This window comes from Pseudomonadota bacterium, assembly GCA_018817425.1.
Classification (GTDB): Bacteria; Desulfobacterota; Desulfobacteria; order Desulfobacterales; family RPRI01; genus RPRI01.
In genome coordinates this window covers 64,320-81,252 of the sequence record JAHITX010000079.1, presented here as the reverse complement: position 1 = coordinate 81,252, position 16,933 = coordinate 64,320, and the positions used below count along the sequence as shown (strand labels likewise).

Here is a 16,933-nt window from a genome sequence, read left to right as displayed (position 1 = left end):
AAATCTTTTTTCAAAATCACTTGTATTTTGTATGCCTTTCGTCTTTTTTACTTGACACTTATACCTATAATTTTTTATTTGATAATGATTTTCTTGCTTTTACTATCAAATTAAGGAGAACTGCGATGACTAACCCTTATCAACAAGCTTATGAACAATCCATAAATGATCCGGAAAGATTCTGGGGAGAAGTGGCACAAAATTGTCACTGGTATAAAAAATGGGATAAAGTCTTAGATGATTCACGCAAGCCCTATTTCTACAGATGGTTTCCCGGTGGAATGGTAAATACCTGCTACAATGCGCTTGATATTCATGTTGAAAATGGAAGAGGGAATCAGAATGCAATTATTTATGACAGCCCGGTTACCGATACTATCAAGAAGTATACTTATTCCGAACTAAAAGATTTGGTTGCAAAACTTGCCGGTGTGTATGCAGCCCATGGAGTTCAAAAAGGCGACCGGGTTCTGATTTATATGCCCATGATTCCGGAAGCTGTTGTTGCTATGCTGGCATGTGCACGTCTTGGTGCAGTTCACTCGGTTGTATTCGGCGGGTTTGCTCCTAATGAGCTTGCAACAAGGATAAATGATGCAAAGCCGAAGATAATTGTATCCGCCTCTTGCGGTATAGAAACCAAGCGTGTGATCCCATATAAGCCTCTCCTTGACAGTGCTATTGAAATAGCACTGTCAAAACCCGATCATTGTATTATTGTTCAGAGGCCTATGGTATCTGCTGATTTAATTGCCGGAAGGGATCTTGACTGGAATGATGAAATATCAAAAGCCAAACCGCACGATTGTGTTCCTGTTGCAGCAACAGATCCTTTATATATACTCTACACTTCAGGAACAACAGGTGTTCCAAAGGGTGTTGTAAGGGATAACGGCGGTCATATGGTTGCATTAAAATGGAGCATGAAAGCAATTTATGATGTTGACCCGGGAGATGTTTACTGGGCGGCATCAGATGTTGGATGGGTAGTAGGGCACTCTTATATAGTTTATGGTCCGCTTTTACAGGGCTGCACAACTATTGTTTATGAAGGAAAGCCGGTAGGCACGCCTGATGCGGGCGCTTTCTGGCGCGTTATATCTCAGCACAAGGTAAAAGTTATGTTTACGGCCCCCACAGCCTTTCGTGCGATTAAAAGAGAAGATCCTAATGCCGAGCTTATGAAAAATTATGATCTTTCAGCTTTTAAGGCTTTGTTTCTGGCAGGAGAAAGACTAGATCCCGATACTCTGCACTGGGCCGAAAAAAGCCTCGGTGTTCCTGTAATAGATCACTGGTGGCAGACTGAAACCGGATGGGCTATAGTAGCAAATTGTATGGGCATCCATCAATTTCCGGTTAAACAGGGTTCTCCGACTAAACCGGCTCCGGGATGGAATTTAACGGTTCTTGATCCAAATAATGAAGTAGCCAAAGCAGGTGAGATAGGTGCCCTTGTAGTCAAACTGCCTCTTCCTCCCGGAACGCTTCCGACACTATGGAATAATGATGATGGATTTATCAATGCATATCTGAAGGAATTTCCAGGATATTATAAAACAGCGGATGCCGGTTTTATTGATGAAGACGGATATGTTTTTGTAATGACCAGAACAGATGATGTAATTAATGTAGCAGGTCACCGTCTTTCAACCGGAGGCATGGAAGAAGTACTGTCCGATCATCCCGATGTTGCGGAATGTGCGGTTCTTGGTGTTGAAGACCAGCTTAAAGGCCAGATCCCCTTAGGCTTTATCGTTCTTAAAGCAGGCGTTACTCGCAGTAATGATGAAATATTAAAAGAAATAGTTAAAATGGTAAGAGAAAGGATAGGGGCTGTTGCATCATTTAAAACAGCAACTGTTGTAAAACGTCTTCCCAAAACACGTTCCGGTAAAATATTAAGAGGAACCATACAGAAGATTGCAGATAACAAAGAATACAAGATGCCTGCAACTATAGATGATCCGGTTATTTTAGATGAAATAAAAGAGGCTCTGGTCAAGATTGGTTACGCAGACGCAAAAAAATAATTGATCTTGGTTAATTTTTTATATCCTCCTTGATATTTAGGAGCCACTTTGCGATGCTTTTAGTGCGCCCCTGCCAAGGAGGATTTTTTTTGTTTTAGTTGGATCAGCAAAAAATCCTGTTCGGAGTTTTATGGAGAATCATTACGCTAAAATACGAAATTTGGCGCGACGCATAGTTTCCGGGTACCCTCTTCCTGATTTCTATAAGGATTATGCACCTGCTTTAGTATATTCAAAAAAAAATCTTGAGACAAATCAGCTCCTTTTACAGCTACTTATGTTTGTAACTAAAAATCTGGATAACGATTTTGGACACGGCCTTAATCATGCTATTAAAGTAACTTTAGATGCCGGGGCATTGATATTTATAGAAAGCGAGATGGCCGGATATTCCGAGAGTTTTTACAATCGAAGAGTCATTATTGCTCAATGTGCCGGGTTGTTGCACGATACAAAAAGAAAGGAAAAAGATCATTCTTCAGCAGGCGCAGTTTTTGCCCGTGAAGTTTTAAAAGACTACCCTTTTATTCCTGAAGAAGTGGATGATATTTGCATTGCAATAAAAAATCATGAAGCGTTTACAACTGGTATAGAAACAAAAAGTCCGGAAGGAAAACTTTTATCGGATTGTCTTTATGATGCTGATAAGTTTCGTTGGGGGCCGGATAATTTTACTGATACATTCTGGGAAATGATATCATATATAAATCCTCCCTTTTCTGAATTTATAGCCCTTTATCCTAAAGGAATGGAAAGTCTTCACAAAATCAAACTGACATTTCGTTCGGAAACCGGAAAGAAATACGGGCCTGGGTTTATAGATATCGGCATTGCAATAGGAGAAGAACTCTTTGCAGTAATAAAGAAAGACTTTGCATATCTTATATAATTAATGGATAAAAACAAAATCTTAACCTGGCCTCCTGCGGTAATGCTCATAGCATTTGTTTGTGCCATGCTCTGGGGAAGCGCTTTCCCGCTTTTAAAAATTGGATTTTCAATTCTGCATATTGAGAACAATACAGGTGGAAAACTTTTTTTTGCGGCTTACCGGTTTCTAACAGCCGGAATTATAGTCTTCCTGGTGCTGTTTTTGTGTGGAAAGCCCTTAAGGTTGCCTGCCGGAAAGGATTATTTTACTCTTCTTTTATTAGGACTTCTTCAGACTACCATTCAATATTTTTTTTTCTACATAGGAATTTCAAACACCACAAGTATGAAGGCTTCCATAATAACAGGATCGGGCTCGCTTTTTTTAGCGGGTTTTTCACATTTTCTGCTTAAAGACGACAAATTAACCTCCGTAAAAACAATAGGTCTTATCCTTGGATTTATAGGCATTATTTTAGTTAACTTCAATGTAAAACAGTTTGGCCTTGATTTTCGGCTGACAGGTGAAGGATTTATAATTTTAACATCTCTTTCTTCCATATCCGCTCTTTTCATAGTAAAAAAAACCTCGCCCAGAATTTATCCTCCTGTATTATCCGCATATCAGCTTACTTTTGGCGGTATTGTCCTTTTTATTGTTGCATGCCTGTTTGAAAAACCTTCTGTGATAGAGTTTTCAGCAGAACTGGTATTTCTTCTTTTATATCTGTCCGTAGCTACTGCAACAGCTTTTTCACTTTGGTACATGCTGATTAAACATAACAAATTGACAAGTATTGCGGTGTACAGGTTTCTTATACCGGTTTGTGGGGCATTCCTTTCAGCAGCAGTATTGGATTCGGAATCCTTTACATGGTTATCTTTGTTATCCCTGTTTTTTGTGTCCTATGGGATGATTGTAACTTCTACAGATAAGACGAAATAAAGGCTAAAGAGCCAATTGCATAACTTCCTATTCTGTCATTCCCGCAACGTTTCTGGGCGGGAATCCAGTTTGTAACCGACTGAAATCATGGATGTCCTACAAAAACATTTGGGTATGACAAAACGTTTTACAATTACCTCTAAAGATATCTGATAGTGTTGCCGAATTAATAATAGACAATTATGATATCCTGTAATAAATTATTATCATTTAATGATATGGTTATTTATGGAAACGCAGATCAACTTGTTTTTGTACAATAATATCATTTTATAGAATAAAAACGGCGTATACTTTGAGCGAATATATACTGGCAAAAAAATCTCAATTAAATTTTTATATTGGTATTCCACTTTATCACAAAACCAAAAATGATACGTATGTTTTGTATAAACCATCCGGGATTACAGTTGGTGAAATGCGTATTACAGAGGGCATGCATCCCAAAGATTTATTTATTAGGCAAACCGATAAATTAAACGGACTTCAGGAAGCACAGAAAGGATTTAACAAACAACTTGCAGACTATGTCAATGCCTCTGATCCTGTAAAAGTTAAAGAAACTCTTGTTGCGGTTGTTGGTGAAACACTTGCTGAACCAAGAAGCGGGAGCCTTGAAGGAGTATCAGATACAGTAGGTGTCTTTGTAAGCGATTATTCCAGGGAATCAGGCGTTATTAATAGCTTAATTGATCTTTCTTCTAAAGACTATTCATCTATTATGCATTCAATAAATGTTATGGCCCTTGCTTTAAAATATGCGTTTCATATGAAATTTTCTTCCGGTGAGGCCAAGTTGCTTGGCTTATGCGGGCTCTTGCATGATGTAGGCAAAACCAAAATCAACAATGAAATTCTGGCCGCGCCAAGAAAACTTACCGATGAAGAATTTGCAGAAATGAAGAGTCACACTGTTTTAGGCTATAAAATATTAATTGCTTGTAAGTTCAATAGCAAAGAAATAGCTGCTTGCGCCCTGGATCATCATGAAAAAATTGATGGAAGCGGATATCCCAACGGGAAAAAAAGAATATCGCAAACAGCTCAGATAATTGGTATTATTGATTGTTATGAAGCACTGACAAACGATACCCGCCCTTACAGAACTGCAATGGATGCCTATAATGCGCTCAGTCAAATTATCATGAAAGATGTAACCATCGGTAAATTCGATAAAAAGCTGTATACTAACTTAATAAAAAGCCTTGGAAATTTACAGACAGGCTCTATCAATACTACTTAATGTTCGTCTTTTCCGAACAAAAGCAAAACCAAACATTCTTTCGTGTTTTCTCAAAACAAACTTCCGTCATTTTTTATCGGAAGATGAATTTGTCATGGCGCGTTCATAAGTTTTCAAGGCGCACATATCGCCGCACATTGTACATACATCCCTGTCCCTGTCTTCAGTGCTGTTTCGTATCCTGCATGCCTTAACAGGATCTATCGCCAGTTCAAACATTGTCTTCCAGTCAAACCGTTTGCGGGCTTCCGACATCTTCCTGTTGCGATCCCAAGCTCCTTTTACACCTTTTTCTATGTCTCCGATATGTGCCGCAATTTTGGAGGCAATTACTCCTTCACGTACATCGTCAATTGTAGGCAGGCTTAAATGTTCGGCAGGTGTTACATAACACAAAAAATCGGCTCCGCTTGCTGCAGCAATTGCTCCTCCTATAGCAGCCACTATATGGTCATAACCGGGTGCTATATCAGTAGGCAGAGGGCCCAGAACATAGTATGGGGCATTGCCGCATAGGCGTTTCTGTAATTTCATATCGGAAGCAATCCGGCTAAGGGGTACATGACCTGGGCCTTCAATCATTACCTGCACCCCGGCGTTTCTTGCTTTTTGTGCGAGTTCTCCAAGAACCACAAGTTCCGAGATCTGGGCTCTGTCTTCGGCATCACAAATTGTTCCGGGGCGCAGGCCATCACCTAAAGAAAGGGTGACATCGTATTTTCGGGTTATATCGAGGAGACGATCGTAATATTCATAAAGCGGGTTTTCTTTCTCATTTTTTAGTATCCATTCGGTCATAAGGCTACCGCCCCGGGATACTATACCCATTAACCTGTTTGAATTTTTGAGCACATCAACAGTGTGGCGGGTGATGCCGCAATGAACCGTAACAAAATCCACTCCTGTTTTTGCCTGATTTTCAATTTCATCAAAGATTTCATCAGCAGTCAGTTCAATACTGCTTTTGCCTTCAGAAATTATTTTTGAAACGGATTTATAAATTGGAACGGTTCCGATCATTACTTTTGAGTGCTCAAGAATTTTTCTCAAAATCAAGGAGATATCTCCGCCGGTTGATAGATCCATAACGGCATCAGCACCGGCCTCAACCGCCACATCAAGCTTTTTTAGCTCTTCATCAAGATCAAAATGGCTGGGGGATGTTCCTATATTGGCGTTTATCTTGGTTTTAAGTCCTTTTCCAACTCCACGCGCCATAAAATTGTGGTTGATGTTTTTGGGGATTACTATTTCTCCTTTTGCAACTCCCGCGCGAATTTCTTCACCGCTTATTCCTTCATATTCTGCTGCCTGTTTCATGGCATCGGTTATTTTGCCTTTTAAAGCATCTTCAAGTTGTGTCATATGTGTTTCTTCTTTTATTATTGTTTGTATACTGAAGGTATTGGCGGGGTCTAAAACCCCGCCCTACGGTATATTTCTTTTCGTAGGGCGGCATTTTATATGCCGCCACTTAGGCTGCCAAAAGGGGTTGATACCCAAAAATGTAATCATGAGAAACGGTGGATTCCAGAAGTATAAAAACCAAAAACTCGTTTCCCTTCGCAGGCATTACCCTGATCAGGTAGTTAAGAGTCGATTCTCAGCCATTAATGGCTCCCCTAACGAGATTATTTTGTATCTTAGAAATAAAATACAGGTATGTCAATATTCTTAATTTTTCAGATTTGCTTTCCTTATACGCAAAATGATCTATCTTCACCATCCACCGGAATCTTTATTATTCCACGGTCCTATTGCTTTTTATAACTCAATCAAGTCCGGGAAAGACAATTTTGTTTTTTCCTTGACTAGGTATTAACATTTTTTTATATTATAATTATTTTAAATTACAAAAGATCCCATTAGATACAATAAGTTTCTAATCGATTGATAATATGCTCTGCAAAGTTCGCTTATAGTAATCTCAACAAGGAAATGAAAGCATGGAAAATATCGAAGAGTACTTTATTAAAATAATACAAAGCATAGATCAAGGGGCATGCCTGCTAAAGAATAGGTCGATTATTTACAAAAATACCCTTTTTGATCAATCAATTATCGATCAGGAAGTTTCATCTCATCTTAAAAACGACGGTTCTTTGGAACAATATTCGGAATACGAATCTGAAAATACAATTAGTTATGCAAAAAAAATCCTTCTAGGCCGGACCTATTCCATAATTTTATTATCTCCAAAAAAAGATTTTGAATTTAAAGTAGATCCATTGACAGGATTGTTAAGCAGGGAGTGCCTCGACAAAGTATGCCTGCAATTAGTTGATGAAGCAATAAATTTTGATAAAATACTGGCCTTTCTTTCTATTAACATTGACGGATATAAATCTTTAATTGAGAGAATGGGACAAGAAATTGCCGATCAGGCTTTAAAAAAATGTGCTGAAAAAATTAATTACGCAACAAGAGCTAATGATTTCTGTTTTCGTTTCAGCGAAAATGAATTTGTAGTGATTTTAACTGATATGAATGAGAAAACGAATTCTACCGTTGTTGCCGAGCGTCTCATTTCTTCCATTTCAGAGCCAATATCCCTTAGCACAGGAGGCATTGTTAATGTCGGCATTAACATAGGAATTTCCTGTTATCCTGATAATGATTCAGACATCAATAAAGTTATAGCTGAAGCAGAAGAAAGCATGAACATAGCTAAACAATTAGGGGAAAATAATTATCAAGTTTATGCCTGAAGTAATTCCTTCGCAAATCAATCGTTTTTGTTAACAATCATTTGAGCCACTTTCAAAACGTTTCAGTTTGGTCAAGCTCAAGGCGGGAGAAAATTTCAACCACAGGAATACATTTAGTATTTCGAGGATTGAAATTTGAACCCAACGCAGAGATCGGCCAAAATGGGGCGTTTTGAAACTGGCTCATTTATCATCTATTGTGCATACCCTATAATCTTATTGCTTCAAAAATGTTATTTTGAGAAATGCAATAATTTAAAATAACAGGTTTTTCTAAAACAACTTGACAGGGGAAAACCGTATTTGTTAATGAATGAGTATTCATTCATAATATTATCCTAAAACGTTCTTGAGAAGGTTTACTATAAATATCAGAGCCAAAGAAAACGATAAATATCATCGCATACTTGTTTCTGCTGTCAAAATATTTGCAGAACGGGGATTTCATCAATCAACAATATCCCAGATTGCTAAGGAAGCCGGAGTTGCGGATGGCACTATATATTTGTATTTTAAAAACAAGGACGATATCCTTGTCCAGTTTTTTACTTATAAGACAAAGCAGGTATTCGGGAAATTACGGGAGGAAGTGAGCAAGGCCGGCAACAGTTTTGATAAACTTAAAAACTTTATCCGGTGTCAACTTGAAGAATTTCAGAATGACAGGTATATGGCGGTTTTATATCAGGCGGAAACGCATCAGAACAACCGGCTGGTCGAAAATCAGATAAAAGAAATGTCCAAGCTGTATCTTGATATTGTTTCGGAAATAATTGAAACAGGGCAAAATGAAGGTGTAATAAGAAAAGATCTTTATGTAGGTCTGGTTAAACGGTATATACTTGGCGGTGTTGATGAGGTAATTAATACATGGTTGCATTCAGATAGCAAATATGATCTTACATCAATGGCTGATCCGCTTGTTGATCTGTTTATAAGAGGAATAGTAAATTCGGAAGAATTAAGGGAACAGCAAGTCTCATAAAAATAACATATAAATTGATTCTAAGGAGAGATTAATTATGGCACAGTTATTAGCTGACAGAAGGGATGTGGATTTTGTGCTTCATGAGCAATTTCAGATAGCAGACCTCAGCAAACACGAAAAGTATGCAGAGTTTAATAAGAAAACGATAGATTTGATCGTGTCCGAAGCACGCAATCTGGCTATAAAAGAAATACTTCCTACCCGTCCATTGGGAGATAAGGAAGGATGCAAGTTCGAAAACGGCATGGTAAAAGTTCCGGAAAGTTATCATAAAATTTATAATTTAATCAAAGAAGGTGAGTGGATTGCCATGTCGGACGACCCGGAATATGGCGGTCAGGGAATGCCCCATACGGTTGCAGCAGCAGCAACTGATTACCTTGTTGCAGCCAACCATTCGTTTTCAATGTACGGCGGACTGTGCCATGGAGCAGGAAAGCTTGTTGAGGAATTTGGAACAGATCAGCAGATAAAGATGTTTTTAAAAAAGATGTACTCCGGTGAATGGTCCGGGACCATGCTTCTTACTGAAGCTGAAGCAGGTACTGATGTCGGAGCCCTTACTACCAGTGCAAAAAAGAATGAAGATGGAACATATTCAATAACAGGCAACAAGATATTTATTTCCGGTGGGGAACAGAATCTTACCGAAAATATAATTCATCCTGTTCTTGCAAGAATTGAGGGAGCTCCTGCAGGAACTGCCGGTATTTCATTGTTTCTGGTTCCAAAAATCTGGGTTAATGATGATGGAACTCTTGGAGAAACAAACGATGTCGTTTGTACAGGGATTGAAGAAAAAATGGGGCTTCATGGTAATGCAACATGCTCGCTCGCTTTAGGGGGAAAGGGCAAATGCAGGGGGCTTCTTCTTGGAGGAGAAAACAAAGGCATTAAAGTCATGTTTCTTATGATGAATGATGCGCGTCTGCAAGTCGGTCTTCAGGGCCTTACCTGTGCGTCTCCATCTTATCTCTATGCATTGGATTATGCAAAACAGCGGATTCAGGGCAAACACCTGCTTAAAGCTATGGATGAAAGCGCACCCGGTGTTCCTATAATTCAGCATCCTGATGTTCGCAGACAGCTTATGATTATGAAATCATATGTAGAAGGTATGAGAAGTCTTGTTTATTTTATTTCTTATTGTTTTGATATGGTTAGTATTACTGAAAGTGATGAAGAAAAATCAAAGTATCAGGGACTTGCCGATCTTCTTACTCCGATAGTCAAAGGTTATATTACAGACAAAGCCTTTGAAATATGCAGCCATGCCATTCAGATTTATGGGGGCTATGGATATGTAACGGAATATCCGGTTGAGCAATATATGAGAGATTGCAGAATCACTATGATATATGAAGGTACAAACGGTATTCAGGCTATGGATCTTCTCGGGCGTAAGCTTGGCATGAATAAAGGTAAACCCGTTAAAGATCTTGTAGGTGAAATTTTAAAAACCATTGCAAGTGCAAAAGGAATACAAGGTATAGAAGGCATTGCTGAGAACCTTGAGAAATCTCTTAATAAACTTGGGGAAGTTACCAAGCATATCGGAGCTAGTGCGAGATCTCCCAAAGTGCTTTCAGCGTTTGCTTTTGCACATCCTTTCATGGAAGTGACAGGAGATGTTGTTATGGCATGGATGCTGCTCTGGAGAGCTGTTATCGCTGCTCCAAAACTTGATAAAATAGCAGGTACCGGAGAGGATAGACGTGCAAAAATAGGAAAAGATAAAAACGCAGCTTTTTATGAAGGTCAGATCAAGAGCGCCGAGTTCTTTATCAATGCATTACTTCCCGTAACATCAGGCAAGATGGATGCAATCTTCGGGTTAAGCAGTTCCGTTGTTGATATACCTGAAGCTTCATTTGGCGGATGATAAGTTTGGTTTTATACTTTGTCGTATAAACGGTGTGGGTACTTTTTACGAAATAATCAATTAAGATAAAAAGCGGGCTTTTGACGGGCCCGCTTTTTTTGTTTGGTTGCGTTGTTGCTATATTGATCTATAGCTTTAATTAACAGATGCTTATAAGTGATTAATCAATTACAAAAAGCACTGGAGTCTATTAGTTTGATTAAAAGTATCACAAATACATCCGGCACGGGTTTTTAAGGAATATAAGCAGTTTCTTTTTTCTTGACAGATTTTGAACCGGTTTGCTATATGAATGAGCGTTCATTCATTTTTATAAATATTGTTAATGTGTTGTCCGTCTTCAGCCATATTGGCTATTACCGGGCGATTTATATAAGATAGAAGGGAGTATATATGGATGCAATATTAACTTCCCCGGCCAATGCTTCGATTCACGGTATACCGGCGGTTGTTCTTTCTGTTTTGATTGTACTTGTCGGTTTGGGAGTTCTTGCGTTTATAGTAAACAAGCGGCTTGTTCCGCTTAAAAAAGCCGCTTTCGATTCTCGTAAGGATAATGTAAAGCAGCGGCTGATAAACGCATTTGAGGTTCCTCATCATAGAATGCCGCGATATTTCTTATCAAGCGTTATTCATATAACTTTTTTGACCGGATTTATCATAATTGCATTAAGATGGATTATACTTATTCTGATCGGGTTCTCAGATACCTTTGCTTCCCCTGGATTGGGGGGCATTGTCGGCGTAGGGTATGGAATGCTCAAAGATGTTTCCGCAACTTTGGTCTTTTGTGTTTGTGTTTTTGCAATGCTACGCAGAATTTATTTGCCGAAACGCTACCAGGTTCCGGCTCGCTTTGGTGAGGATAAATCAAATGAAACCTTGCTCATGCTCTTTTTGATTGCTGTTTTAATGGCAGCAGATATGTTTTTTGAAGCAAGCCTGGCCTCAGCCCATTTTCAGGAAGGAATGGAATTTGCTAAGATATTAATTCCCGGAACGGGAGTTTGGGTTGCTTCAAATATTTTAAGCCAAACTCCGATAGAAAAATTACAATCAATTTATCTTAGCTCTTATTATATCCACATGCTTGCGTTTTTTCTTTTTTTCTGCATGATTCCATCCAACAGGTTTTTTCATATTATGACATCTCTTCCCAATCTTTTTTCAATGAAATTTAAAAAAGGGGCTATTAAACCAGTTAAGTGGGGAGTTGCCGATGATAAGCTTGAGGAACTCGAATCTTTCGGAGTGAAAAAATTTGAAGATTTCACATGGAAACATATGCTTGATTTTTATTCATGTGCAGATTGCGGAAGGTGCTCAGATCAGTGTCCTGCAAATGCAGTAGGACGCCCGCTTTCCCCAAGATTTATTTCCATAAAGGCTCGTGCATATATGTTTAAAAAATATCCGATTTTAGGAGAAGCGCAAAATACTGACGAGCCCCTTATCGGGAATATTTACAGTGAAGATGAAATATGGTCATGCACAACATGCGGTGCCTGTGAGCAGGAATGTCCTCTGATGATTGAGTATATCGACAAGATTGTTGATCTAAGACGTGGAATGGTTGACGAAGGCATGGTTCCGCAATCTATTCAAAAACCATTGAGTGCCCTTGAAAAACGCGGCAATCCATGGGGAAAAATGGAGAAAAAACGTGCTGACTGGACCAAGTCTCTTGAAAAGGAAAGTGGTATAAAGGTCAAATTGATTGAAAAGGGGGATGCCGCCGATACACTTTATTTTGTAGACAGTATAACATCATATGATGACAGAATGCAGGATATAGCCAGAGCAACATCAAAAATACTTACGGCAGCCGGAATTGATTTTGGCATACTCGGATCTTTGGAAAAAGACAGTGGTAATGAAGTAAGACGTTTCGGAGAAGAAATGCTTTTTCAGGATTTAAAGGCCAACAATATTGAAGAAATAAAAAATTCTGAAGTTAAAAATATAGTTACTGCCGATCCGCATGCTTATAACGCCTTAAAAAATGAATACGATGGCATTGTGCCTGTTGAACATATTAGCCAAACAATAGTTAAAAGCGTAAAAGCGGGCGATATAAAACTAAAGAGTGTCGAAGATACAAGCAAGGTATATACTTACCATGATCCGTGTTACCTTGGAAGGCATAATGATGTATATGATGACCCACGTGAAGCTATAGACTCTATTCCTGGAATCAAAAGAGTAGATATGGAAAAGTGCAGAGACCGGTCTTTTTGTTGCGGCGGCGGCGGTTTGATGCTTTTTTATGAACCTGAAGAAGAACAGAGAATGAGTGTATTAAGAGTTGAAATGGCAAAACAAGCAGGAGCAGATGTTATTATTACCGCCTGTCCTTTCTGCCTGGTAAATATGGAAGATGCGATCAAGGTTTGCGGAATGGAAGGTAAAATGGAAGCAATTGATCTTGTGGAACTGATTGAAAAACACATAGCTTAAGAATAATTAAATCAAGCAGGCTCATTTTTCGGCCTGTAAATAGATTCAAATAAACTGATATGGAGGATTAAATGGATATTTTAGTTTGTATTAAAAGAGTTCCAGATACCGCTGAAAATGAAATCAGCGTAAACGATTCCGGTTCGGATATTGAACGGGACGATCTTGTGTATTCCGTAAATGAATGGGATAACTATGCCGTTGAAGAGGCAATTCAAATTAAAGACAATGTTGGAGGAAGCGTTACGGTTGTTTCGGTTGGCGATTCCGATTCCGAAGAAGTCTTGAGAAGAGAAATGGCTATGGGCGCCGATAATGGAATACTTCTCTCAGATGCCGCTTTTGAAGGATCTGACGGGAAAGGCATTGCATCAATATTAAAAGCTGAAATAGAAAAAGGTAAATACGACCTTATACTCACAGGAGCCCAGGCTGACGATGGAGCCGGTCAGGTAGGCGGTATGCTTGCCGCAATGCTTGATCTGCCCTTTGCGTCTCTTGTTAACCTTATAGAAGCATCCGACGATAAAAAAATCAAGATAGGAAGAGAAATCGCAGGTGGGCAACAGGAGATAAGCGAAATGGATCTTCCATGTGTTCTTTCGATTCAGACCGGAATTAATGAACCCCGCTATGTCGGTATCCGTGGAATCAGAAAAGTTGCGTCTGTCGAAATCCCGGTTAAAGGTGCATCAGACCTTGGATTAAGTCAGGATTCGGTAGGCTCAGCGGCAGCCAAGGTTTCCCTTGTTGATTACTTCACGCCTGTTCTTGGAGAAGGTGCTGAAATGCTTGAGGGAAGCATGGATGAAAAGGTTGATAAACTGATTGAACTATTGAAATCCAAAGGAGGTATAAAATAATGGCCCTTCAGATTTTTGCATATATATCACATAAAGACGGAGCTGTTGATGACACGGCAGGAGAAATGGTTGCGGCAGCCAAAAAGATTGATCCTTCTGCTTCTTTGACTGCAATTGTGGTGGGCAGTAATATAGACTCCGTATGTAATAGCTTGACAGCTTCATATAAAGAAGTTTGGAAAATAGAAAATGATGCGCTCGCATATCCCAATTCGGAAGTAATTCGCGCTTTACTTGCCAAGGTTATTCCCAAAGGAAACATCGTAATGGTTGCGCATGACCATTTTGGTATGGATTTATCCCCTGGCCTATCCATAAAACTGGATGGAGCTTATCTTCCTGATGCAATTGATTTTGAAGGCAATGATGGTGGAAAGCTCAAAGCCGTTCGTCAGGAATTCAGCGGTCAGGTCAGCACACATGTGCTTTGCGATATTTCAGGCGGAGCGGTTATTACAATTCGTCCGGGTTCATTTGCTCCGGTTGAAGGTGGTGCAGAAGGCGGATCGGTTGTTGATAAGACAGCAGATGCAGGCGAGATCCCGGCACAAAAAAGGCGTTTTGTAGAAGTTATCGAAGCCGAAGTCGGAGACGTTGATATTACAAAATCCGAAATTCTTGTTTCTATCGGGCGCGGAATCGGAGAAGAAGAAAATATTGAAATGGCTAATGATCTTGCAAAAGCCATGGGCGGCGATGTTTCATGCTCACGTCCAATCATTGATGCCAAGTGGCTTGAAAAGGGCCGCCAGGTAGGTACTTCCGGCAAAACCGTTAAACCCAAAGTTTACATGGCATTAGGTATAAGCGGATCTTTTCAGCATCTTGGCGGAATCAAGGGCTCACCTTTTATGGTAGCCATCAATAAGAATCCGAACGCTCCGATCTTTCAAGTCGCAGACATTGGAATTGTTGAAGATTTAGCTGATATTATTCCGGAACTTACTGAAAAAATTAACGATTCAAAATAATCAAACACCCCATCTATATTTTCATTCAGCCGGTTGCCTGTAATAAGGTTGCCGGCTGTTTTGTTTAAAGTCATATGTTGACTTTTTATATAGGTATCATACATTAAGCATAATGGTTTTTTTATGTTATGAACGCTAATTTGACTGATTCCGGAGATAATATGAGAATTGTAACACGGCCTGATTTTGACGGGATAGTATGCGCAGTACTTCTGTTTGAAAAAGAGAGAATTACTAAACCTGTTAAATGGGTTGAGCCACACGAAATTCAGCATGGTATGATAGAAATAAAGGAAGGGGATATAATGGCTAATCTTCCTTATGACAATCGATGCTCCATGTGGTTTGATCATCATTATTCAAATACGATTGAAAAGCCGTTTTCAGGTTCATTTGCTATAGCTCCTTCTGCGGCAGGAGTGGTTTTTTCATATTATGAAGGTAAATTCAAAAAAGATTTTACAGAACTTGTAAGAGAAACTGATAAAATCGATTCTGCTCAATTATCAATTGATGAGGTTTTACATCCGGAAAATTATCCTTATATCCTTCTTTCCATGACAATCTCAAACCGTGAGTTATCGGATGAATCATACTGGAACAGCCTGGTTCATCTGTTAAAAGATTTTGATATAAATACTGTTATGAACGATGCGGATATAAAGAAAAAGTGTGAAAAAGTAATTGAAAACAATAAAGCTTATAAAACTGTATTGCTTCAAAATACTGTACTTAAAAAACATGTGGCTATAACCGATCTGCGTTCATTTGACGATGCCCCTGAGGGAAACCGCTTTCTTGTCTATTCTCTATTTCCCGAAGCTAACGTAAGCGTTAAAATACGATATAATGATAGTAAAAAAGATAAAATGGCAGTAAGCGTCGGACATAATATATTTAATACGACTTGCAAAGTAAATGCCGGAAAAATGCTTAAAAAATTTGGCGGCGGCGGCCATAGCGGCGCAGGTGCATGCAGATTTCCTTCAGAAAAAGCCGATGAATATATTGCCGAAATTATTTCTATCCTTTTACGAAATGAAGCCAATGACTAGGTGCATAATTTACAGGAATCATAATATATGTATTTAGCTCTTCCGGAATCTTACAAAAAAAAATATCCTTTTAAAATCGGCACCACATCTTACATATATCCTGATCATATGATACCCAATGTTAAAATGCTTGCCCCCTATTTAGATGAAATAGAACTTCTATTTTTTGAAAGCATACCGCCAGGTAGTATTCCTGCAAAAAATGAAATTAAAGCACTGCATGAAATTTCAAAAGAACATGGCATAACATATAATATTCACCTTCCGACAGATATTTTTTCCGGAAGCAGCGATGATACCAAAAGACTTCGGTTTGTTGATACAATTGTCAATATTATTGATCTTACCAAAATATTGTCGCCATCCACTTATACTTTGCATCTCTCATATCCGGATGATCTTGATAAAACCAAATGCGATCAGATATGGCTTAACAACGTCTATGACAGTATGAAAAAACTAATGAAGTCGGGAGTAAATAGTAAATCAATATCAATAGAAACTCTTGAATATCCTTTTGAGTGGATTGCCGGTGTTATATCGGATTTTAATTTATCAGTTTGTATTGATGCCGGTCATTTAATTTTAAACGGTTATGATGCACAAAAAGTATTTAAAAAATATCTTGATATTACTGCCGTTATTCATCTCCATGGTGTTAAAAACGGTCGTGATCATCAATCACTCGACAAACTCTCATACAAAGAACTCGAAACTCTTATCAATCTTATGCACGGATTTACCGGAACACTATCTGTAGAAGTATTTTCTTTTGAAAATCTCCTGCCATCATTGCAGTGTTTTAATAACTGTTATCAATCTTTCAGACAAACAGATTCCTGATTATAGCTTTTTCATTAATTGCTTCAAGAAAGTGGGACTTCAAACATTTTAATGAAAATAGTAGATATCTAACG

The 16,933-nt window shown here is 38.7% G+C and carries 13 protein-coding genes and 1 riboswitch; of the genes, 12 read left to right on the top strand and 1 reads right to left on the bottom strand.

What is annotated here, in order from left to right; translation table 11 throughout:
* Positions 1-125: 125 nt before the first annotated feature.
* From KKC46_13465 to KKC46_13450, 4 genes are all read left to right on the top strand, one after another.
* Positions 126-2,033, top strand: coding sequence for a propionyl-CoA synthetase (locus KKC46_13465; protein MBU1054816.1), 1,908 nt, complete (start codon positions 126-128; stop codon positions 2,031-2,033).
* A 130-nt stretch (positions 2,034-2,163) separates the two neighbouring features.
* Entirely contained in the window at positions 2,164-2,922 is a 759-nt protein-coding gene (locus KKC46_13460) for an HD domain-containing protein (GenBank protein ID MBU1054815.1), read from the top strand.
* A gap of 3 nt (positions 2,923-2,925) precedes the next feature.
* On the top strand, positions 2,926-3,849 hold the full coding sequence (locus KKC46_13455; GenBank protein MBU1054814.1) for a DMT family transporter: 924 nt from the start codon (positions 2,926-2,928) through the stop codon (positions 3,847-3,849).
* Between the two features lie 295 nt (positions 3,850-4,144).
* Positions 4,145-5,092: an HD domain-containing protein gene (locus tag KKC46_13450; GenBank protein MBU1054813.1), complete on the top strand. Its 948-nt coding sequence runs from the start codon at positions 4,145-4,147 to the stop codon at positions 5,090-5,092.
* 66 nt (positions 5,093-5,158) lie between these two features.
* On the opposite strand, the gene thiC is transcribed toward KKC46_13450, so the two are convergent.
* Positions 5,159-6,457, bottom strand: a complete 1,299-nt coding sequence (gene thiC, locus KKC46_13445; GenBank protein ID MBU1054812.1) for a phosphomethylpyrimidine synthase ThiC — start codon at positions 6,455-6,457, stop codon at positions 5,159-5,161.
* 176 nt (positions 6,458-6,633) lie between these two features.
* Positions 6,634-6,726: riboswitch (TPP riboswitch) on the bottom strand.
* Positions 6,727-7,038: 312 nt separating this feature from the next.
* On the opposite strand from thiC, the gene KKC46_13440 reads away from it, so the two are divergent.
* The 8 genes from KKC46_13440 to KKC46_13405 all read left to right on the top strand — a co-directional run bounded on the left by KKC46_13440 (position 7,039) and on the right by KKC46_13405 (position 16,859).
* A complete protein-coding gene (locus KKC46_13440; GenBank protein ID MBU1054811.1) occupies positions 7,039-7,800 on the top strand; it encodes a GGDEF domain-containing protein in 762 nt (253 codons plus the stop codon).
* 370 nt (positions 7,801-8,170) lie between these two features.
* Positions 8,171-8,785: a TetR family transcriptional regulator gene (locus tag KKC46_13435; protein MBU1054810.1), complete on the top strand. Its 615-nt coding sequence runs from the start codon at positions 8,171-8,173 to the stop codon at positions 8,783-8,785.
* A 37-nt stretch (positions 8,786-8,822) separates the two neighbouring features.
* Positions 8,823-10,670 carry an acyl-CoA dehydrogenase gene (locus tag KKC46_13430; protein MBU1054809.1) on the top strand — a complete coding sequence of 616 codons (1,848 nt, stop codon included), beginning with the start codon at positions 8,823-8,825 and terminating at the stop codon, positions 10,668-10,670.
* Positions 10,671-11,063: 393 nt separating this feature from the next.
* A complete protein-coding gene (locus tag KKC46_13425; GenBank protein MBU1054808.1) occupies positions 11,064-13,127 on the top strand; it encodes a (Fe-S)-binding protein in 2,064 nt (687 codons plus the stop codon).
* Positions 13,128-13,198: 71 nt separating this feature from the next.
* The gene (locus KKC46_13420) at positions 13,199-13,990 is read left to right on the top strand and encodes an electron transfer flavoprotein subunit beta/FixA family protein (protein ID MBU1054807.1); all 792 of its coding nucleotides are present in this window, start codon (positions 13,199-13,201) and stop codon (positions 13,988-13,990) included.
* Positions 13,990-14,961 carry an electron transfer flavoprotein subunit alpha/FixB family protein gene (locus KKC46_13415; GenBank protein MBU1054806.1) on the top strand — a complete coding sequence of 324 codons (972 nt, stop codon included), beginning with the start codon at positions 13,990-13,992 and terminating at the stop codon, positions 14,959-14,961. Before KKC46_13420 ends, KKC46_13415 begins: the two co-directional genes overlap by 1 nt.
* Positions 14,962-15,122: 161 nt before the next feature.
* Complete coding sequence (locus KKC46_13410; GenBank protein MBU1054805.1) at positions 15,123-16,016, top strand: exopolyphosphatase; 894 nt, start codon at positions 15,123-15,125, stop codon at positions 16,014-16,016.
* Positions 16,017-16,043: 27 nt separating this feature from the next.
* Positions 16,044-16,859: a sugar phosphate isomerase/epimerase gene (locus KKC46_13405; protein ID MBU1054804.1), complete on the top strand. Its 816-nt coding sequence runs from the start codon at positions 16,044-16,046 to the stop codon at positions 16,857-16,859.
* Positions 16,860-16,933 lie beyond the last annotated feature (74 nt).

Coding starts and splice junctions, on each gene's coding strand:
- KKC46_13415 (MBU1054806.1), top strand. CDS start 13,990: ATGGCCCTTCAGATTTTTGCATATATATCACATAAAGACGGAGCTGTT.
- KKC46_13460 (MBU1054815.1), top strand. CDS start 2,164: ATGGAGAATCATTACGCTAAAATACGAAATTTGGCGCGACGCATAGTT.
- KKC46_13425 (MBU1054808.1), top strand. CDS start 11,064: ATGGATGCAATATTAACTTCCCCGGCCAATGCTTCGATTCACGGTATA.
- KKC46_13440 (MBU1054811.1), top strand. CDS start 7,039: ATGGAAAATATCGAAGAGTACTTTATTAAAATAATACAAAGCATAGAT.
- KKC46_13465 (MBU1054816.1), top strand. CDS start 126: ATGACTAACCCTTATCAACAAGCTTATGAACAATCCATAAATGATCCG.
- KKC46_13405 (MBU1054804.1), top strand. CDS start 16,044: ATGTATTTAGCTCTTCCGGAATCTTACAAAAAAAAATATCCTTTTAAA.
- KKC46_13420 (MBU1054807.1), top strand. CDS start 13,199: ATGGATATTTTAGTTTGTATTAAAAGAGTTCCAGATACCGCTGAAAAT.
- KKC46_13455 (MBU1054814.1), top strand. CDS start 2,926: ATGGATAAAAACAAAATCTTAACCTGGCCTCCTGCGGTAATGCTCATA.
- KKC46_13430 (MBU1054809.1), top strand. CDS start 8,823: ATGGCACAGTTATTAGCTGACAGAAGGGATGTGGATTTTGTGCTTCAT.
- KKC46_13410 (MBU1054805.1), top strand. CDS start 15,123: ATGAGAATTGTAACACGGCCTGATTTTGACGGGATAGTATGCGCAGTA.
- thiC (MBU1054812.1), bottom strand. CDS start 6,457: ATGACACAACTTGAAGATGCTTTAAAAGGCAAAATAACCGATGCCATG.